The organism is Acetobacter fabarum (assembly GCF_040702925.2).
In the GTDB taxonomy this organism is placed as follows: domain Bacteria; phylum Pseudomonadota; class Alphaproteobacteria; order Acetobacterales; family Acetobacteraceae; genus Acetobacter; species Acetobacter fabarum_B.
Genome location: NZ_JBFCXX020000011.1, coordinates 63,587 through 79,404, shown reverse-complemented (window position 1 = coordinate 79,404; position 15,818 = coordinate 63,587). Strand labels below are relative to the sequence as shown.

The 15,818-nt window shown below is 59.7% G+C and carries 16 protein-coding genes; 5 read left to right on the top strand and 11 right to left on the bottom strand.

The window, feature by feature from the left end:
- Positions 1-34 precede the first annotated feature (34 nt).
- Positions 35-871 carry a cobalt-precorrin-6A reductase gene (locus AB2L51_RS09615; RefSeq protein WP_395582327.1) on the top strand — a complete coding sequence of 279 codons (837 nt, stop codon included), beginning with the start codon at positions 35-37 and terminating at the stop codon, positions 869-871.
- On the opposite strand, the gene cobJ is transcribed toward AB2L51_RS09615, so the two are convergent.
- The 4 genes from cobJ to cobG are packed head-to-tail and all read right to left on the bottom strand — an operon-like array spanning position 838 to position 4,199.
- The gene (gene cobJ / locus AB2L51_RS09610; RefSeq protein WP_395582326.1) at positions 838-1,605 is read right to left on the bottom strand and encodes a precorrin-3B C(17)-methyltransferase; all 768 of its coding nucleotides are present in this window, start codon (positions 1,603-1,605) and stop codon (positions 838-840) included. The genes AB2L51_RS09615 and cobJ overlap by 34 nt on opposite strands.
- Positions 1,602-2,324, bottom strand: a complete 723-nt coding sequence (locus tag AB2L51_RS09605; RefSeq protein ID WP_395582325.1) for a precorrin-2 C(20)-methyltransferase — start codon at positions 2,322-2,324, stop codon at positions 1,602-1,604. The genes cobJ and AB2L51_RS09605 overlap by 4 nt, the downstream gene beginning before the upstream one ends.
- On the bottom strand, positions 2,324-2,953 hold the full coding sequence (locus AB2L51_RS09600; RefSeq protein WP_395582324.1) for a precorrin-8X methylmutase: 630 nt from the start codon (positions 2,951-2,953) through the stop codon (positions 2,324-2,326). Before AB2L51_RS09600 ends, AB2L51_RS09605 begins: the two co-directional genes overlap by 1 nt.
- The gene (cobG, locus tag AB2L51_RS09595) at positions 2,940-4,199 is read right to left on the bottom strand and encodes a precorrin-3B synthase (RefSeq protein ID WP_395582323.1); all 1,260 of its coding nucleotides are present in this window, start codon (positions 4,197-4,199) and stop codon (positions 2,940-2,942) included. Before cobG ends, AB2L51_RS09600 begins: the two co-directional genes overlap by 14 nt.
- Before the next feature lie 304 nt (positions 4,200-4,503).
- On the opposite strand from cobG, the gene cysG reads away from it, so the two are divergent.
- Positions 4,504-5,913, top strand: a complete 1,410-nt coding sequence (gene cysG, locus AB2L51_RS09590) for a siroheme synthase CysG (protein ID WP_395582322.1) — start codon at positions 4,504-4,506, stop codon at positions 5,911-5,913.
- Between the two features lie 15 nt (positions 5,914-5,928).
- On the opposite strand, the gene AB2L51_RS09585 is transcribed toward cysG, so the two are convergent.
- Positions 5,929-6,870: an AraC family transcriptional regulator gene (locus AB2L51_RS09585; RefSeq protein WP_395582321.1), complete on the bottom strand. Its 942-nt coding sequence runs from the start codon at positions 6,868-6,870 to the stop codon at positions 5,929-5,931.
- A gap of 236 nt (positions 6,871-7,106) precedes the next feature.
- On the opposite strand from AB2L51_RS09585, the gene AB2L51_RS09580 reads away from it, so the two are divergent.
- Complete coding sequence (locus AB2L51_RS09580; protein ID WP_395582320.1) at positions 7,107-8,495, top strand: NAD-dependent succinate-semialdehyde dehydrogenase; 1,389 nt, start codon at positions 7,107-7,109, stop codon at positions 8,493-8,495.
- A gap of 111 nt (positions 8,496-8,606) precedes the next feature.
- On the opposite strand, the gene AB2L51_RS09575 is transcribed toward AB2L51_RS09580, so the two are convergent.
- Entirely contained in the window at positions 8,607-9,458 is an 852-nt protein-coding gene (locus AB2L51_RS09575; protein WP_395582319.1) for an SDR family NAD(P)-dependent oxidoreductase, read from the bottom strand.
- Between the two features lie 21 nt (positions 9,459-9,479).
- Here AB2L51_RS09575 and AB2L51_RS09570 point away from each other — a divergent pair, with 21 nt between their 5' ends.
- Positions 9,480-10,637: a hypothetical protein gene (locus tag AB2L51_RS09570; protein ID WP_395582318.1), complete on the top strand. Its 1,158-nt coding sequence runs from the start codon at positions 9,480-9,482 to the stop codon at positions 10,635-10,637.
- Positions 10,638-10,721: 84 nt separating this feature from the next.
- On the opposite strand, the gene thiL is transcribed toward AB2L51_RS09570, so the two are convergent.
- From thiL to nrdR, 3 genes are all read right to left on the bottom strand, one after another.
- On the bottom strand, positions 10,722-11,723 hold the full coding sequence (thiL, locus tag AB2L51_RS09565; protein ID WP_395582317.1) for a thiamine-phosphate kinase: 1,002 nt from the start codon (positions 11,721-11,723) through the stop codon (positions 10,722-10,724).
- Positions 11,689-12,216, bottom strand: a complete 528-nt coding sequence (gene nusB, locus AB2L51_RS09560; RefSeq protein ID WP_395582316.1) for a transcription antitermination factor NusB — start codon at positions 12,214-12,216, stop codon at positions 11,689-11,691. The genes thiL and nusB overlap by 35 nt, the downstream gene beginning before the upstream one ends.
- 62 nt (positions 12,217-12,278) lie before the next feature.
- Positions 12,279-12,755 carry a transcriptional regulator NrdR gene (nrdR, locus tag AB2L51_RS09555; RefSeq protein ID WP_166116402.1) on the bottom strand — a complete coding sequence of 159 codons (477 nt, stop codon included), beginning with the start codon at positions 12,753-12,755 and terminating at the stop codon, positions 12,279-12,281.
- A gap of 132 nt (positions 12,756-12,887) precedes the next feature.
- On the opposite strand from nrdR, the gene AB2L51_RS09550 reads away from it, so the two are divergent.
- The gene (locus AB2L51_RS09550) at positions 12,888-13,379 is read left to right on the top strand and encodes a copper chaperone PCu(A)C (protein WP_395582315.1); all 492 of its coding nucleotides are present in this window, start codon (positions 12,888-12,890) and stop codon (positions 13,377-13,379) included.
- Positions 13,380-13,439: 60 nt separating this feature from the next.
- On the opposite strand, the gene glpK is transcribed toward AB2L51_RS09550, so the two are convergent.
- Positions 13,440-14,939, bottom strand: a complete 1,500-nt coding sequence (glpK, locus tag AB2L51_RS09545) for a glycerol kinase GlpK (protein ID WP_395582314.1) — start codon at positions 14,937-14,939, stop codon at positions 13,440-13,442.
- Positions 14,940-14,967: 28 nt separating this feature from the next.
- Entirely contained in the window at positions 14,968-15,786 is an 819-nt protein-coding gene (locus AB2L51_RS09540; RefSeq protein WP_395582313.1) for an MIP/aquaporin family protein, read from the bottom strand.
- Positions 15,787-15,818 lie beyond the last annotated feature (32 nt).

The following is a 15,818-nucleotide window of genomic DNA, read 5'->3' as shown; positions in this document are numbered from 1 at the left end:
ATCGGCGGCTTTCATTTTCCACCAAGGCTTTTGCATGTTCCCAGCATCTCCCCCACCCTGCACCAACGCAGGAGACACCATACCACCCAGCCTGCGTGTGCTGGTGCTGGGGGGCACAACGGAAGCAAATAGCCTGTGCCGTATGTTGAGCACAACATGGCCAACCTGCCATGCCGTGCTCTCCCTTGCCGGAGCGACCAGCCAGCCGCACCTGCCCGACATGACCACACGCATCGGAGGGTTTGGCGGCATAGCGGGGCTGACCAACTGGCTGCATGAGCATGCCATAGAGGCCGTTGTGGATGCGACCCACCCATTTGCCGCGCAAATGAGCCAGCATGCCGCCATGGCCTGCGCCGCCACACAACGGCCTCTCCTACGGCTGGAACGACCGGGCTGGACCACAACCCCGCAGGACACATGGTTTATGGTGCCCAGTATTGCCGAAGCCGCCAGCGCACTTGCCCGGTCCAGCAGATGGAATACCAAACCGCAGTCCGTGTTCCTGACGACCGGACGCAAGGAAACCCGGCCTTTTCTGGCCGCGCCCCAGCACTACTATCTGTTTCGCTCCATTGAGCCACCATGCCCGACTGACCTGCCCCCACAGACCAGTGTGATCTGCGCGCGCGGGCCGTTTGATCTGGAGGCCGAACTCAAACTCATGCGCGAACACCGAATTACCGTGCTGGTCACCAAAAACTCTGGTGGCACTGCAACCCATGCCAAGCTCGAAGCCGCGCGCAGACTGGGTGTACCTGTACTGATGGTCTCCCGCCCCCCTGCGCAGGATACTCCGCATGCCATAGACGCGGCGGCGGCTCTGGCCTGGCTGCATCAATGTGCTGCTTCAACCTTGCGCGCTGTATAAAGCCAGGGTTCCTGCCCGTCCGGGCGGCTGACAAGCCTTGTTGCGGGGCAGCCAATCAGCACCAGTGTGCTCATATCCGCCCAGTCTGCATTGGCGTGCGCAATGGTCGACAGGCGAACGGCCTCATCAGGCCGCCCGATGGCACGGGCAAATGCAACGGGCTCATCCCCCCCCATGCTTTGCCGCAGGTGCTCAAACGCGGCCCCAAGCTGCCACGGCCGTGCATGCGAGCGCGGGTTGTACAGCGCAATGACAAACCCCGCCTGAGCCGCCAGACGCAAACGCTCCAGCACAACCGGCCACGGCTTGAGGTTATCGGAGAGGGAAATAACGCAAAAATCCCCCCCTAGCGGGGCTCCCAGCCGGGCGGCCGCAGCCAGCACGGCACTCACACCGGGAATGACCTGAATAGGGAGGCCACGCCAAATGGCGGGACCATTTTCCACTGCTTCGAACACAGCGCTCGCCATGCCAAACACCCCGGCATCCCCGCCCGAGACCACGGCTACATGCCGCCCGCTCAGAGCCATTTCCAGTGCGTGTTGGGCGCGGGAGATTTCCTCCCGGTTGTCTGAGATATGGCGCACAACCTCCGGCCCGGCGTCCACCCGTTTGACGTAGGGGGCATAGCCGACCAAATCCGTTGCGCGGGCCAGAGCATGGCGGGCCTGCGGGGTCAACTGCTCCGGATTACCGGGGCCAAGCCCCACAATGACCAGAGAACCACCGCTCATCGTACACGCTTCCTTCCGGGCAGGAGCACAAGGGAAAAATACGGCGCTTTGCCATCCTGCTCCGCCATGGGGGCGATCACCTGCGCCCCCTGCGTACCACGCTCCACATACACGGCTTCGTCCATACGTCCGCTACGGGTTATGGCCTGCCGGACATGGGGCATATTCCGCCCGATCTTCATGATCACGGCGGCATCAGCACGCTCCAGCCAGTCTGCCAGCTCGGCTTCGGGCAAGGTTGCAGGCAGCACGCACAGCACATCATCCCCATGGGTCATTGGGGCATGGGCCTGCGCCCAGCAGCCGTTCATGGCCATAATGCCGGGCACGACCTGCGTCTGGCAGCGTGTTCGCAGCCGGTCAAACACATACATGGCCGAGCCATACAGAAACGGGTCGCCCTCACACAGGAGCGTAACATCGTTACCTGTCGCCAGTTCTTCGGCCAGACGCTCAGCGCTCTGGTCATAAAAGGCGGACATGTTCTGGTGGTATGCCGGGTCGTTGACTGGAATCTCGGTTGTAAACGGGTAAATCAGCCGCATTTCCCGCGAGGCAGGCCCAATATGAGCCTGCGCGATGGTCCGTGCCTGACTGGGGTGTTTTTCGCGGCAGAAATACGCAACCACCGGGGCAGACCCAATCAGACGTGCAGCGCGCAGGGTTATCAGTTCCGGGTCACCCGGTCCTACGCCAACAATGCTGAGTGTACCCGCCATTACTCAACCTCGCAGGCAAGGGCGTTAAGGGCAGCAGCGGCCATGGCACTGCCGCCAAGCCGACCATGCACGACCAGCCATGGCACATCATGCCTTTTGGTCAGCGCCTCCTTGGATTCAGCCGCCCCGACAAAGCCCACCGGCACACCCAGCACCGCGGCAGGCCGGGGGGCACCGGCATCCAGCATTTCCAGCAGGTGGAACAGGGCCGTAGGGGCGTTGCCTATGGCCACAACGGCTCCAGCAAGCCTGTCCCCCCAAAAATCCAGCGCGGCAGCGGAACGGGTATTACCAATGGCCAGCGCCTGCGGCGGTGTGCGCGGGTCACGCAATGTGCAGATTACCTCGTTATCGGCTGGCAGACGGGTGCGGGTTACCCCCCTTGCCACCATTTCCGCATCGCACAGAATGGCGCAGCCACCACGCAAAGCCTGCCGGGCGCGGGGCACAAGGTCCGCGCTCATGGCAACGGATTGCGCCACGCCCACCATACCGCAGGCGTGAATGATGCGTACAACGACGGTGGCCTGCTCCGGGGTAAAGGCCCTCAGGTCCGCTTCTGCCCGAATGGTCGCAAAAGAACGCTGGTAGATGGCCGCCCCATCTCGAATATACTCATAGGCTGGCATCCACCGCTCCTTCCTTCTTGAATGACTCAAAAGCTGTATAAACAGCCTTTTCGCCTACGAACAGGCTTTCCACATCCCCCGAAGCCGAACCATTACGCACCAGCCCGTAACCCTGATCGCCTGCCACCAGAGTATAATCGGCTGAGCCCGGGTGGGCGCACCCCTTGCGGCAGCCCGAAACATGCAGGCTGGCCCCTGCTGGCAGCAGGGGAGCCAGTCTGCGCGCCAGATTTTCCGTCTCCCCGGCTGCCTGCGCACATGCACTGGCGCCACTGCAGGCCCAGATACGCAGGAGTGGGGAATGGGGGTCTGTTACCATACCGGCCACAGCAGGCGCCTGCTCCATGCCGCCCAGCACCAGAGTATGCCACGGGGTCAGGCGCAAAATGCCATCACCCTGCGTTGCAGCAACAGTTGCGCAGTCATGCAGCATTGTCGCACTCATGCACCCCATGGGGGCAGACAGGGCAAACAATCCGTGCCCCAGTGGCCCAACACGGCCACAGCAGACCTCGGCCTGAGCAGGTTTAGGTGCGAGCACCTCCCCCGTCAGTCCCAGAATCTGGAACAGCACCTGCCCTACCGCCCGGTCCCGCTGGGGGCGCACGCTTTGGTGCGACGTTACAAAAGCACGTGCCAAAGCAACGGCCTGCCCAACCGCAAGCGTATATGTGGTGGGGGGCCCACACATGTTGCCGCACATAACGGACCACAACCCATCTTCCGTGGCGCGCAGGGTAATATCTGCCTGCAACAGCCCCGCAGGGTAAAGCCCACCGCCATCCACCGCAAAACCGAATTTACCCGGCAGGGCTGTTAGCTCTTCCGCACCGATCAGCGCAGTACGCAGGGACTCCGCACAGGCCACGGTCTGCGCCGCGCAGGTCGGGTCATCCCCCGCCAGAGGGGAAACAAGCATGGCCTGACGCCGCTCCATACCCGCATCGGACAGGCCAAGCCCCGCAGCCACGGCAATTTCTGGGAACCTGCGCGCAGCATCAGCCCCAAACCCACGCAGTTGCAGGCTGGCCCTGTTGGTGAGCCCTATGCGACCATTCCCCTGCTTTTGGGCCACATCCGCCAGCAAAAATGCCTGTGCCGCCTCCAGCCGCCCCAGCGTGGGTCGCACACGTACAAGCCAGCCATCCGCAGCTTCCATGGGGGCAAAAAGACCCGGGCACCACCCTTTGACTTCCGGCTGAGCAAAACCGCCATACACCCCGGTTACTCCCGTCTGATCGGCCACCTGAGCACCTGAACCGGGAAGATATCTCCCCACCATGCCAGTACGCCACACCCTGTAAAAACGACATGGGCCATGGCGCCACACCCGCCCCCATGCCGGAACTGAGCCATTCAGCCAGAACGCCGGATACTCACCCCTGTTCCGCCTCCTGCCCGCAATCATACAGGGGCTGGCCCGCGTTCGTGTTAGGCCGCCCGACTGGATCTTGTCAAAGCGCTCCATGGCACGGCAGGCATCCACTTTTATGCCTTTTGACGCAGCTTCCTCTTGCATCGCGGGCAAAACCCTGCTTGCAGCATGACTCATGCAAGCTTCATTTGAGCAAACCAGCTGGTTTCCCATCATGCTCCATCTGGAAGGGGCACGTGTTCTTGTGGCAGGCGGCGGTAATGTCGCGGCCAACAAGGTGCAGCTTCTTGTACCTACGGGTGCGCGGGTGGAAATTCTCTCCCCCACACTCTGCCCCGAACTCGAACGCCTTGTGGCGGACGGCAAGGCGGAGGTCACACGCCAGAACGCCACGGTGGAAAGCCTGACAGCACGCCTGCCCGGCTGCCGCATGGTTTATCTGGCCACCAGCAACCGTGCGCTCAATGCCGAACTCAGCGCGCTGTGCCAGAGCATGAACATACCCGTATGCGCGGTGGATGCTCCCGAGGTTTCCAGCTTTATTACCCCGGCCATGACCACACGTGGCGCTGTGCAGATTGCGGTGTCCACCGGTGGGGCCGCCCCTGTGCTGGCTCGCAGGCTCCGCGCGAAAATTGAAGAGATCATGCCCGCAGGCCTGCACAGGCTGGCGGCATTCATGCAGCAAAGCCGTCTGGCCCTGCGCACCCGCGTACCGGATTCCGCCATACGCCGCCGTGTATGGGAAGATTTTCTGGATGGAACGGGTGGCGCTCTGGCCATGGCGGGGAACACGCAGGCCGCACAGTATGAACTCGACCGCATTCTGGACCAGGGCCATGCCAGAACCGGGGAAGTGTGGCTTGTCGGCGCAGGCCCGGGCAACCCGGACCTGCTGACGCTCGCGGCACTGCGGCTCATGCAGGATGCAGATAGCGTTTTATACGACAATCTGGTTGGACCGGATATTCTGAACTACGTACGCCGCGATGCCGAGCGGGTGTTTGTTGGCAAGCAGACCAACAACCACACACTCCCTCAGGATGGCATTAATGCCGAGCTCATCCGCCGCGCCAGAGCGGGGGAACGTGTGCTCCGGCTTAAAGGAGGCGACCCGTTTATTTTTGGCCGGGGTGGGGAGGAAATAGAGGCATTGATGGCCGCAGGCGTGCCATTCCGTATTATCCCCGGCATTTCGGCTGCCAACGGGTGCGCTGCCTATGCGGGCATACCGCTTACACACCGTGACTGCGCACAGGCCTGTCTGTTTATTACCGGCCACGCCCGGGCCGATGGCACCCTGAATCTGGCGTGGGAAACCATAGCCCTGCGCAGCCAGACCATTGTTATTTACATGGGCCTCACGCTGGTTGCGCAGCTCTGTGCCCGGCTGGTAGAGCATGGCCTGCCAGCAGACTGGCCTGCAGCCATTGTGGAAGGGGGCACCCTGCCACACCAGCGGGTATTAAGCGGCACTCTCAGCACGCTACCCCAGCAGGTTGCGGACAACCACATCACCAGCCCTGCCCTGATTATTGTGGGTCAGGTTGTCCAGCACCGGGTCGTATCGTCCGCTCCTGCGTAAGGCACCCCGGCCGCGCTAGGGGCAATGGGCCTGATGGGCGTATAATGCTCTGGCGCCATTGCGCTCCAGAAGCTGGTCAGCCCTTACGCACAGTGCATCTGTTGCCGGGGGCCGCCCGAACATGCGCCGGTATTCCCGACTGAACTGGGAAGGACTCTCATACCCCACGGCAAAGGCGGCTTCTGCGGCATCCACATTCTCGCTGACCATGCGTCTGCGTGCTTCCTGCAGGCGCAACTGGGTCCGGTACTGCAAGGGGCTCATGTTGGTCGCTGCGCGGAAATGCCGGTGAAAGGTGGAAAGCCCCATACCCGCCACACGGGCCGCCCGGCCGATATCAAACGGCTCCGCATAATGCTGGGCAATCCAGTGGATGGCCCGGTTAATGTGGGAAAGATTGCTTCCAGCCGTTGCAATCTGCCTGAGTGCGCAGCCCTGATCCCCCTGTAACAGCCGGTAAAGCAGTTCACGCACGATCAGGGGTTTGAGAATGGGAATATCCTCCGGCTGGTCCAGCAGCTTCATCAACCGCAAAAGTGGCTCGGTAATGGCCGAGTTAAGCGGGCTTAGCCCCATACCCATAATGCACGCCTGATTGGGATCTACCTGCTGGTCATTCACAACCAGCAGCAGTTCCGCAATCAGGGCCGGGTCCAGCGCCAGACACAGGGCCAGATAGGGGCGTTCTGGCGTGGCCTGTGTAATGCAGCCCGCCACAGGCAGGTCCACGGCCGTAACAAGGTAGTGGCTGTCATCATAATCAAACACACGGTCCCGGAGCATGACCTGCTTTTTGCCCTGTACTATAACGTACACGCGGGGTTCAAACACAAAGGGAATGGGCTCACTCACGACCTCGGCCCGGTAGAGCGTGAGTTCTGGAATGGCGGTTGTCATTGTGGAATGGGTACAGTGCCTGAGCACCAGCTTCTGCAATTCCGCCAGATTACCGACCATACATGCCTCTTCAGTTACGCAGCCATTCCCTCCGGTCCAGAACGGCAAAGCAGTCCAAACCATTCCGGACAGAGCAGAATAAGGCAATCAGCCACACCCATGCCTTGCCTGAAACAGCGACCAAATAGCCCGACAGAGAGAATCAGGCAAGAAGTGGGCAGAATTGCTCTATCCCCCTCGCCCTCTTCCGGCCCATTGTGGCGCCACTGATCACACAGCCAAGGAAGAACAGGCTTATGGCGTACGCCACAACAAACCCCTACACGGGCGAAGTCGTCAAAACTTTTGCCGATGCAACCGATCAGGAAGTACAGACCGCACTGGACGCAGCCTATACCGCTTTCCAGTCATGGCGTGATACCTCCTTTGCCAAACGCGCGAAGGTTATGTCTGCCGCAGCACAGATCCTGCGCGACAACATGGACGATTATGCCGCCCTGCTGACACTGGAAATGGGCAAGGTCTTTGGTGAAGCCAAAGCCGAAGTCACACTCTCGGCCGAAATTTTTGAATACTACGCAGAACACGCCGAGCGCCTGCTGACAGCCGAAGCCCTGCCGGTTAAAAACCCCGAAGAGGGTCAGGCCATGCTGGTCCATGAACCTCAGGGCATCGTGTTTGCCATTGAGCCGTGGAACTTCCCCTACTACCAGATCGCCCGCATCATAGCACCCCAGCTTTCCGCCGGGAACACGGTTATCCTCAAGCACGCCTCCAACGTTCCCCAGTGTGCCGCAGCATTTGATGACCTGATGCGCAAGGCTGGCCTGCCGGAAGGTGCATTCCGCAACCTGTACCTTGCCCGCCATCACACCGAAACCGTGCTGAACGACCCGCGCGTCTGCGGCGTGGCTCTGACCGGCTCTGAAGGCGCTGGCGCCATTGTGGCGTCTGTTGCAGGCAAGGCGCTCAAAAAAGCAACCATGGAACTCGGTGGTTCGGACGCATTTATTGTGCTCGAAGATGCCGATCTGGAAAAAGCGGTCAAATGGGCTGTTTTCGGCCGCCACTGGAATGCAGGGCAGGTTTGCGTTTCTTCCAAGCGGCTGATCGTGGCTGACGCCATTTATGACCGCTTTGTAGACCTCTACAAAAAAGGCGTTGCCGAACTGAAGGCCGGGGACCCGATGGACCCGGCTACCACGCTGGCCCCGCTCTCCTCCCAGAAGGCAGCGGACGACCTGCGCACACAGGTTGATGAAGCCTGCAAGCTGGGCGCCAAAGCCGAAGTTATTGGCGCACCTATACCCGAAAAAGGCGCTTTTTTCCGTCCGGTACTGCTCACCAACCTGGAAAACAACCCAGCCCGCCTGTGGGAATTCTTTGGCCCGGTTACCCAGCTTTACCGCGCGAAAAACACCGAAGATGCCATTCGCATTGCCAATGACTCCCCCTACGGTCTGGGTGGCTCTGTCTTTACGCAGAACACCAAGCTTGGGGTGGAAGTGGCCCGCCGCATTTATACCGGCATGGTCTACATCAACCACCCGACAATGGTCAAAGCCGACCTGCCGTTTGGTGGCGTGGCCCGCTCCGGCTTTGGCCGCGAACTGATCGGCCTTGGCATTAAGGAATTTGTCAACCACAAGCTGATTGACGTGGTGGATATTGACGCACCGTTCTGATCGGACGGCAGAGCAGAACCGTAAGCCGCATTAACCGGCGGTTTACGGACCAGCCATGCAAAAGGCCCGGCAAAACTGCCGGGCCTTTTGTGTAACTACCCAACCTCTGATTTATCGCTCCGTTTGACCCACAGCCAGACGCAGCAGAATATGCTCACGCAGTTTCTGGGGTAGCAGGCGTTCAACCACACGCAGAACGCGGAACGGCCACGGGAAAATATATTCCCGCCGCCCCTGTGCAATGGCGCGGGCAATCAGGCGGGCTGCCTTTTTGGCTGGAACCAGAAAAGGACGCGGGCCCTCCAGCCGCTGGCTCATGGGTGTGTCCACAAAACCGGGCACGATCAATGTCAGCTGAACACCATATTGCCGCCAGGCAAGCCCGGCGGACCTGGCAAAAAACGCCAGTCCGGATTTGGAGCTGCTATAGGCGGCGGAAAACGGCATTTCGTAAAACCCGGCAACCGAGCCTATGAGCGCAATATGCCCACTGCGTCGCTCGACCATACTCCTTGCCGCCGCCGTGGCCAGTGTAACGGGTGTTGCATAATTGACCAGCCCAAGCTGGAGCACCTTCTGCGGGTCTTCCGTTTTGTCGTCCAGAGACTGGATATCGGACAGACCCGCGCCAAGCACCACGCAGTCAGGTCTGTGGGCTGCATCATCTTCCTCAAAGGCCTTCAGGGCTGCGGCTCCATCGCACAGATCAATCTGGCGTGTATGCACCATAGCCCCACTGGCGCAGCATTCCATGGCCAGATGGCTCAGCCGCTGGGCATTTCTGCCCCACAAAATCAGGGTCCGGCCGGGTGCCGCATAATGATGCGCAAGCTCCGCACCAATGCCGCCCGTGGCCCCAGTAATCAGCACGGAACGCAGAACGCCCTTCCCCGATGCGTCAGATTTCACATTTTTTCCTTTCCCATTGAGAGAGAATGAGGCATCACCCGTGGAGTTTTTCATCTTCCGTTCCATGGAGGGGCAATGTCTTTCCCGACTCAGATTACCGTTTCCCCTGTTTCGGGCTCACGTCAGCTTTCTCTCTTTATAAAGCTTCCGCGCAAACTTTACGATGCTCTGCCCGGATATATTGCCCCTTTGGACATGGAAGAGCGCGATATGCTCTCCCCCAAAAAAGCGCCTTTTTACGACCACGGCTTTGCGTGTTACTTTCTGGCATGGCGGGATGGCAAACCGATTGGTCGCATATCCGCCCAGATAGATTCCCTTGTACTCAAGCAGCCCGGCCCCAGAACCGGCTTCTTTGGTGCGCTGGACACGGCAGAACCCGCCTGCGTTCCCCTGCTGCTTGAAGCCGCCACCCAGTGGCTTGAAACACGCGGCGTCGAACGCATCCGTGGCCCGTGGACACTGAACAGCAACGGCCAGTCCGGCGTGATGATTGAAGGGCAGAACGAAATGCCCATGATCGGCACTCCATGGCACCCTGCAACCCTCGGCCCGGCCATTGAGGAAGCAGGCTTTGCAAAAGCGATGGACCTGCTCTCCTACCGTATGGAAACAGGACCGCAGGCCGAACGCGCCAACCAGATTCCCCCAAACCTGCGCCAGCGCCTTGGCAAAATTACCATGCGTGGCCTGCGCCTTAAACATATTACAGAAGACGCCACAATCCTGCGCGAAATCTATAATGATGCCTGGGCCAACACTTGGGGTAATGTCCCCCTGACTTCCCACGAAGTTGAATCCCTGCTCAAGGCGCTCAAACCCATCCTGCGGCCCGAACAGTATGTACTGGCCGAAGTTGAGGGTGAGCCCGCTGCCATAGCGCTGGTTATCCCCAATATGTTTGACATCAGTGGGGATCTTGGCGGCGCGCCCTCCCCTCTGGGCTGGCTTAAACTGGGATCACGCATTCTCAGGCATAATTTCCATTCCGCCCGGGTCGTACTCCTTGGTGTGCGCCAGAAATATATGGGCACCGCCCTGCGCGCCATGCTGCCTGTTCTGATTATTGATGAACTGATGCGGCGCGGGCATATCCTGCCCTACCGGACCATTGAACTGGGCTGGGTGCTGGAAACACATACAGGGCTGCGGAACCTTATTGAGCGTATTGCCCCTACTCCGTACAAACGACATCGTATGTATGAGAAAATTCTGGTTCAGCCCGACGTCTGAATCCTCCACCATTACAGGCAAATGCCACCATCCGGTGCCAAGTCTTGACACCAGACCTTGACGCCAGAACCGCACAGACCGGGCTTACAGGTGGCTCCAGCCTTTGGTCCTGAACTGCATGGGCTGGCCTGCACCATCAATTACCGACACCCCCGGCTCACCCTGTTCAAACTGGCCTATCCGGGTCACAGGCACCGCTCCGTACGGAGTGGGCAGGCTTGGGCAGGACAGAAGCTGGTGCTCCCGCTCAGCGGGCACAGCAAACAGGATTTCGTAATCATCCCCGCCAGTCAGGCAGACTTCCCGCCATGCGGGCTCCAAAGCGCGCGCCGCAGCCGAGAGAGGCACATGGTCAGCCAGAATACGCACATGCAGGGCGTTTTCCCGCGCCAGATGGCCTGCATCCTGCACGAGCCCATCGGACACATCCATGGCGGCGGATGCCAGACCGTGCAGAGGCAGCCCTATCCGTGGCTGAGGCAGGCGGTAGCGTTGCGCCAGATAGCCTGCAGGGTCAGCCAGAGAAGGCTCTACCCCCTGCAACACGCGCAGGCCCAGAGCGCCGTCTCCTATGGTGCCACTCACCCATAGCCCATCTCCCGCACGCGCACCACACCGCCGGATGGCCTGACCGGGCAGGACCGAGCCAACAATGGTCAGCGAAAGAACAAGCGGCCCGGAGGTGGAGGTTGTATCACCCCCCATCAGGCTCAGCCCGAAGCGGGCCTGATCCTGCGCCAGCCCCTTACAGAACTGCTCTACCCAGTCATCCGTAATATGGGGAGGCCGTGCAAACGCCAGAAGCCAGCCTTCCGGCCTGCTCCCCATGGCGGCCAGGTCGGACAGATTGCACCGCAACAGCTTGCGGCCGATTGTATCGGGGGGATCGGTTGGTAGAAAATGCACATTTTCCACCATGGCATCTACCGCCATCACCATGTCGCGCCCCTGTGGGGGCGAGAACACTGCGGCGTCATCCTGCAGGTTCAGAGCGGCAGGGCCAGCAAGCGCTAAAAAATGCCGCCGTATAAACGCAAACTCCGGTGGCAGATCAGTCTTCGGCTGGGGGGGCGGCGGTACTGTCATGATCTTCAACCGGTGTGGGGGTTTTGAAAAGCGTATCCAGCACACCGTTCACCAGACGTGGCTCATCCCCGGAAAAAAAGCCATGTGCCACATCCATATACTCATTGATCAGGACTGCCGCAGGCACTTCTGCATGGCGAAACTCCGCAATGGCTGCCACAAAAAGAGCACGCAGGACCGGGTCCAGCCGTTCGATCGGCCATGTAGAGGGCAGGGTCTGGACAATATCCGCTTCAATGGCGGTACGGTTGGAAACAGCTCCTTTTACAATGGCGGTAAACAGAGCCACATCCGCTTCGGGAATACGCCCATCCTCGTAAGATTCACCGCCCAGGGTCGTGCCAAACCGATGGACCAGAAACTGTTCAATAACGGAATCCGGACGATCCCCATTCTGCTCAATCTGGAACAGAGCCTGCACGGCGGCAACACGCGCGGCTGTGCGCGGGCGCTGTGCGGCTTTGAGCTTGGGTTGGTCCTGTAGTTCGGTCATCGTTCTCTCCTGCCCCGCTCTTATGCGAAGCCGCGTTTTGTGGCGTTTTTACGCATAAAGGTCTAGTCTTTTTGTTCGCTCTGTTGGGTTTTGCTTTCCATGAGCGTCAGAATCTCGGAAAAATCGCGGGCTTCCGTAAAATCCCGGTACACGCTGGCAAAGCGCACATACCCCACGCCGTCCACTTCCTTGAGCGCATCCATGGTAAGTTCACCAATGCGCGCGGAGGCGACTTCCGTATCCCCCGAAGCTTCAAGCTGACGCACCACTCCGGTTACAATCTGCTCCATCTGCTCATCCGACACCGGGCGTTTGCGCAGGGCAATACGGATGGAGCGGGAAATTTTATCCCGATCAAATGGCGCACGCCGTCCATCCTGCTTGACCACCACCAGTTCGCGTAACTGCACGCGCTCTACCGTGGTAAAGCGCTGCCCGCAGGACAGGCACGCCCTACGGCGGCGAATGGCCGACCCTTCTTCATTCGGGCGACTGTCCTTGACCTGACTATCCGGGTTCCCGCAAAAAGGGCAACGCATGATGGTACCAACCTTCCCTCAGGCGCATATCCAACGGCATTGTGCTGTTCAAAAAGCGCCAGGTGACACTCAGATATTTGTTTTAACCGGGTTCGTCCATACTGCTCATGCCCCAAGGCGCACGGAGACACCATGAAACCTCTTTACCAAGCAATACTGGCCAGTGCCCTGATCAGCCTGACGGCACCCCGCACAACACATGCACAGGAACACGGTAACGGACAATCTGTTCCCGGACAGGCTGATGCCCAGCAGGACATCGCCATTACCGATATTTCACTCCACCTTCCCCCCACACAGGGAAGCGGGCGGACAGAACTGTATTTTAGCCTGACCAATAACAGCCACACAACCCATCTGCTGACCGGTGTTGTCTCCCCCGCCTGCGGCACACTGGTCGGTTACCACGCCGACCAGGAAAACACTTCTGGTACACGCCGCCTGTTCCAGCATCTGGCTCTGCCAGAAACCACAACACTGGTATTTGCTGGCGCAGGCTACCACATGCTCTGCGTAAACCCTGTTGCACAGGTACTCACCCAGTCCAACGTGGCGGTTACATTCCAGTTTCTGGGCGGATCCAGCAAAACCGTATCCGCACCGGTTACATCCGCCGCCCAATAGCGCAGGAACCGCCACCAGAAGAGCTGGAGTACGGGCCGGCCACTTTTGGCGTCATTCCACTTAGCCGCCGGTATAGGTGCTGAGCGTACGCTTAACCGCCTGATGCCAGCCAGCAATCATGGTGCGGCGCTGGGTGCTGTCCATTTGGGGTTCAAACAGGGAACCCCGCGCCCATTCTGCCGCTACGTTTGCCTCATTTTCCCAGACACCGGTCGCCATACCGGCAAGGAAGCCAGCACCCAGAGCGGTTGTTTCAACATTGCGCGGGCGCTCAACCTTGGCTTGCAGCATGTCGGCAAGGAACTGGCAGTACCAGTCATTGGCGGCCATGCCACCATCCACACGGATGCTCTCCGTGGTGCCACCACCATCCTGCACCATAGCACTCACCAGATCCAGCGTCTGATACGCCACGGATTCCAGAGCCGCCCGGGCAATATGGGCCGAAGTTGCATCCAGTGTCAGCCCACAGATCAGGCCGCGTGCATCCGGGTCCCAATGGGGGGCACCCAGGCCAACAAAGCCGGGCACCATATACACGCCGTGACTGTGCGGCACACGGGTTGCCATATCATCCGTCTGGGAGGCATGAGTAATCAGATGCAACCCGTCACGCAGCCATTTGATGGCCGCACCGGCCACAAAAATGGAGCCTTCAAGGGCATATGTTGGTTTGCCATTGAGCCGGTAAGCAACCGTGGTCAACATCCGGTTGCGTGATTCCACGGGCTTGTCCCCCGTGTTCAGCAGCAGAAAGCACCCCGTACCATAGGTGGCTTTGGCCATGCCCTGTGTAAAGCAGGCCTGCCCCACAACGGCGGCCTGCTGGTCGCCGGCAATCCCGGCAATGGGAATGGCCCGCCCAAACAGGGCTGGGTCCGTTTCCCCATACAGGGTGCTGCTATCCCTGACTTCGGGCAGTAGACTGGCGGGAATACGGAACAGGTTCAGGAGGTCCTGATCCCACTGCTGGCGATGAATATCAAACAGCATGGTGCGCGAGGCATTGGTCGCATCGGTTGCGTGGACCTTACCGCCCGTCAGCCGCCACAGAATAAACGAATCAATGGTGCCAAACGCCAGTTCGCCCTTTTCAGCACGAGCGCGGGCATTGGTCACGTTGTCGAGCAGCCATGCCAGTTTGGTGGCAGAAAAATAGGGGTCCAGCAGCAGACCCGTGCGTTCACGCACAAGAGCCTCGGCCCCCTCGTCACGCAGTTTCTGGCAGATACTGGCGGTCCGCCGGTCCTGCCAGACAATGGCGCGATGGATCGGTTTACCCGTGCTACGCTCCCACACCACAATGGTTTCGCGCTGGTTGGTAATGCCAATACCTGCAATATGGTCCGCAGCCCCACTCTGCTCCAATGCAGCACGCGCTGTATTGAGCACATCGGTCCAGATATCTTCGGGGCAATGCTCCACCCACCCGGCATTAGGATAATGCTGCGGGAACTCCTGACGGGCCGCAGCCAGTTCGTTGGCGTGACAGTCAAAAACGATGCTGCGGGTCGATGTTGTTCCCTGATCAATCGCCAGAACACAATCTTTTTTGGTCATGGGGAATATCCCTTCTTATTCTGAGCAGTCAGTCTGCCGCAGGAGTGGAGTGACGGCCCAGTGCGGGCATGAACGGACGCAGCAGCGTCTGGTAGATCGTGGCTCCGATAAGTCCACCCACAAGAGGGCCTACAACAGGCACCCACCAGTAATTCTGGGGAGAAGGAAGAGCCGTATGCCCCCACCCGGCGACAAAACAGAACAGACGAGGCCCAAAATCGCGCGCAGGGTTGATGGCCCACCCTTCCAGATACCCCGAAGATGCACCGATAATGGCAACCAGCAGGCCAATGATCAATGCGCCCGAGTTAGCCTGTGGGGCCGCCGTATTGTACTGGCAGGTCACTGCAAAAATACCAAGGACCAGAAATGCCGTCAGGATTGTCTCGTTCAGCAGGGCATGCAGGGGCGTTACAAAGTCACCCGGATGGGTAAAGAACACGCCTGATGCGGCACCATCATTGGCAAAATCCAGATGATGGGACACCGCATAATGCACGATAACCGAGCTATACAGGGCATAAACCAGACAGGCACCCAAAAAGCCGCCTACCACCTGCGCCACCCAGTACGGCAGCACCTTGCGCCACGCGAACCCACGGTAGCAGGCAAGGGCCAGCGTAACAGCGGGGTTGGCATGTGTGCCAGAAACAGCACCGGTCACGTAAATGGCAAGGGTCACACCCAGCCCCCACGTAATGGCAACGCCCCAGTAGGAGAGCTGGTAGGGACTTGGATCGTACAGCGAGTACATGGCCGCAACGGAATCACCGACCAGAATAATGATCAGCACCGCCAGACATTCGGCTATCAGCTCGCCCCAGAGACTGTTTTTTACCTTATCCATATCTTTCCTCTTTTTGTTTTTTTGTTCGGAAA

What these genes read in the sequence shown, in the direction of transcription:
- cysG (WP_395582322.1), top strand. Translation starts at nt 4,504, where the DNA reads ATGCAAGCTTCATTTGAGCAAACCAGCTGGTTTCCCATCATGCTCCAT.
- AB2L51_RS09585 (WP_395582321.1), bottom strand. Translation starts at nt 6,870, where the DNA reads ATGGTCGGTAATCTGGCGGAATTGCAGAAGCTGGTGCTCAGGCACTGT.
- AB2L51_RS09540 (WP_395582313.1), bottom strand. Translation starts at nt 15,786, where the DNA reads ATGGATAAGGTAAAAAACAGTCTCTGGGGCGAGCTGATAGCCGAATGT.
- AB2L51_RS09570 (WP_395582318.1), top strand. Translation starts at nt 9,480, where the DNA reads ATGTCTTTCCCGACTCAGATTACCGTTTCCCCTGTTTCGGGCTCACGT.
- cobJ (WP_395582326.1), bottom strand. Translation starts at nt 1,605, where the DNA reads ATGAGCGGTGGTTCTCTGGTCATTGTGGGGCTTGGCCCCGGTAATCCG.
- nrdR (WP_166116402.1), bottom strand. Translation starts at nt 12,755, where the DNA reads ATGCGTTGCCCTTTTTGCGGGAACCCGGATAGTCAGGTCAAGGACAGT.
- AB2L51_RS09550 (WP_395582315.1), top strand. Translation starts at nt 12,888, where the DNA reads ATGAAACCTCTTTACCAAGCAATACTGGCCAGTGCCCTGATCAGCCTG.
- thiL (WP_395582317.1), bottom strand. Translation starts at nt 11,723, where the DNA reads ATGACAGTACCGCCGCCCCCCCAGCCGAAGACTGATCTGCCACCGGAG.
- AB2L51_RS09580 (WP_395582320.1), top strand. Translation starts at nt 7,107, where the DNA reads ATGGCGTACGCCACAACAAACCCCTACACGGGCGAAGTCGTCAAAACT.
- AB2L51_RS09615 (WP_395582327.1), top strand. Translation starts at nt 35, where the DNA reads ATGTTCCCAGCATCTCCCCCACCCTGCACCAACGCAGGAGACACCATA.
- glpK (WP_395582314.1), bottom strand. Translation starts at nt 14,939, where the DNA reads ATGACCAAAAAAGATTGTGTTCTGGCGATTGATCAGGGAACAACATCG.
- AB2L51_RS09575 (WP_395582319.1), bottom strand. Translation starts at nt 9,458, where the DNA reads ATGAAAAACTCCACGGGTGATGCCTCATTCTCTCTCAATGGGAAAGGA.
- AB2L51_RS09600 (WP_395582324.1), bottom strand. Translation starts at nt 2,953, where the DNA reads ATGCCAGCCTATGAGTATATTCGAGATGGGGCGGCCATCTACCAGCGT.
- nusB (WP_395582316.1), bottom strand. Translation starts at nt 12,216, where the DNA reads ATGACCGAACTACAGGACCAACCCAAGCTCAAAGCCGCACAGCGCCCG.
- AB2L51_RS09605 (WP_395582325.1), bottom strand. Translation starts at nt 2,324, where the DNA reads ATGGCGGGTACACTCAGCATTGTTGGCGTAGGACCGGGTGACCCGGAA.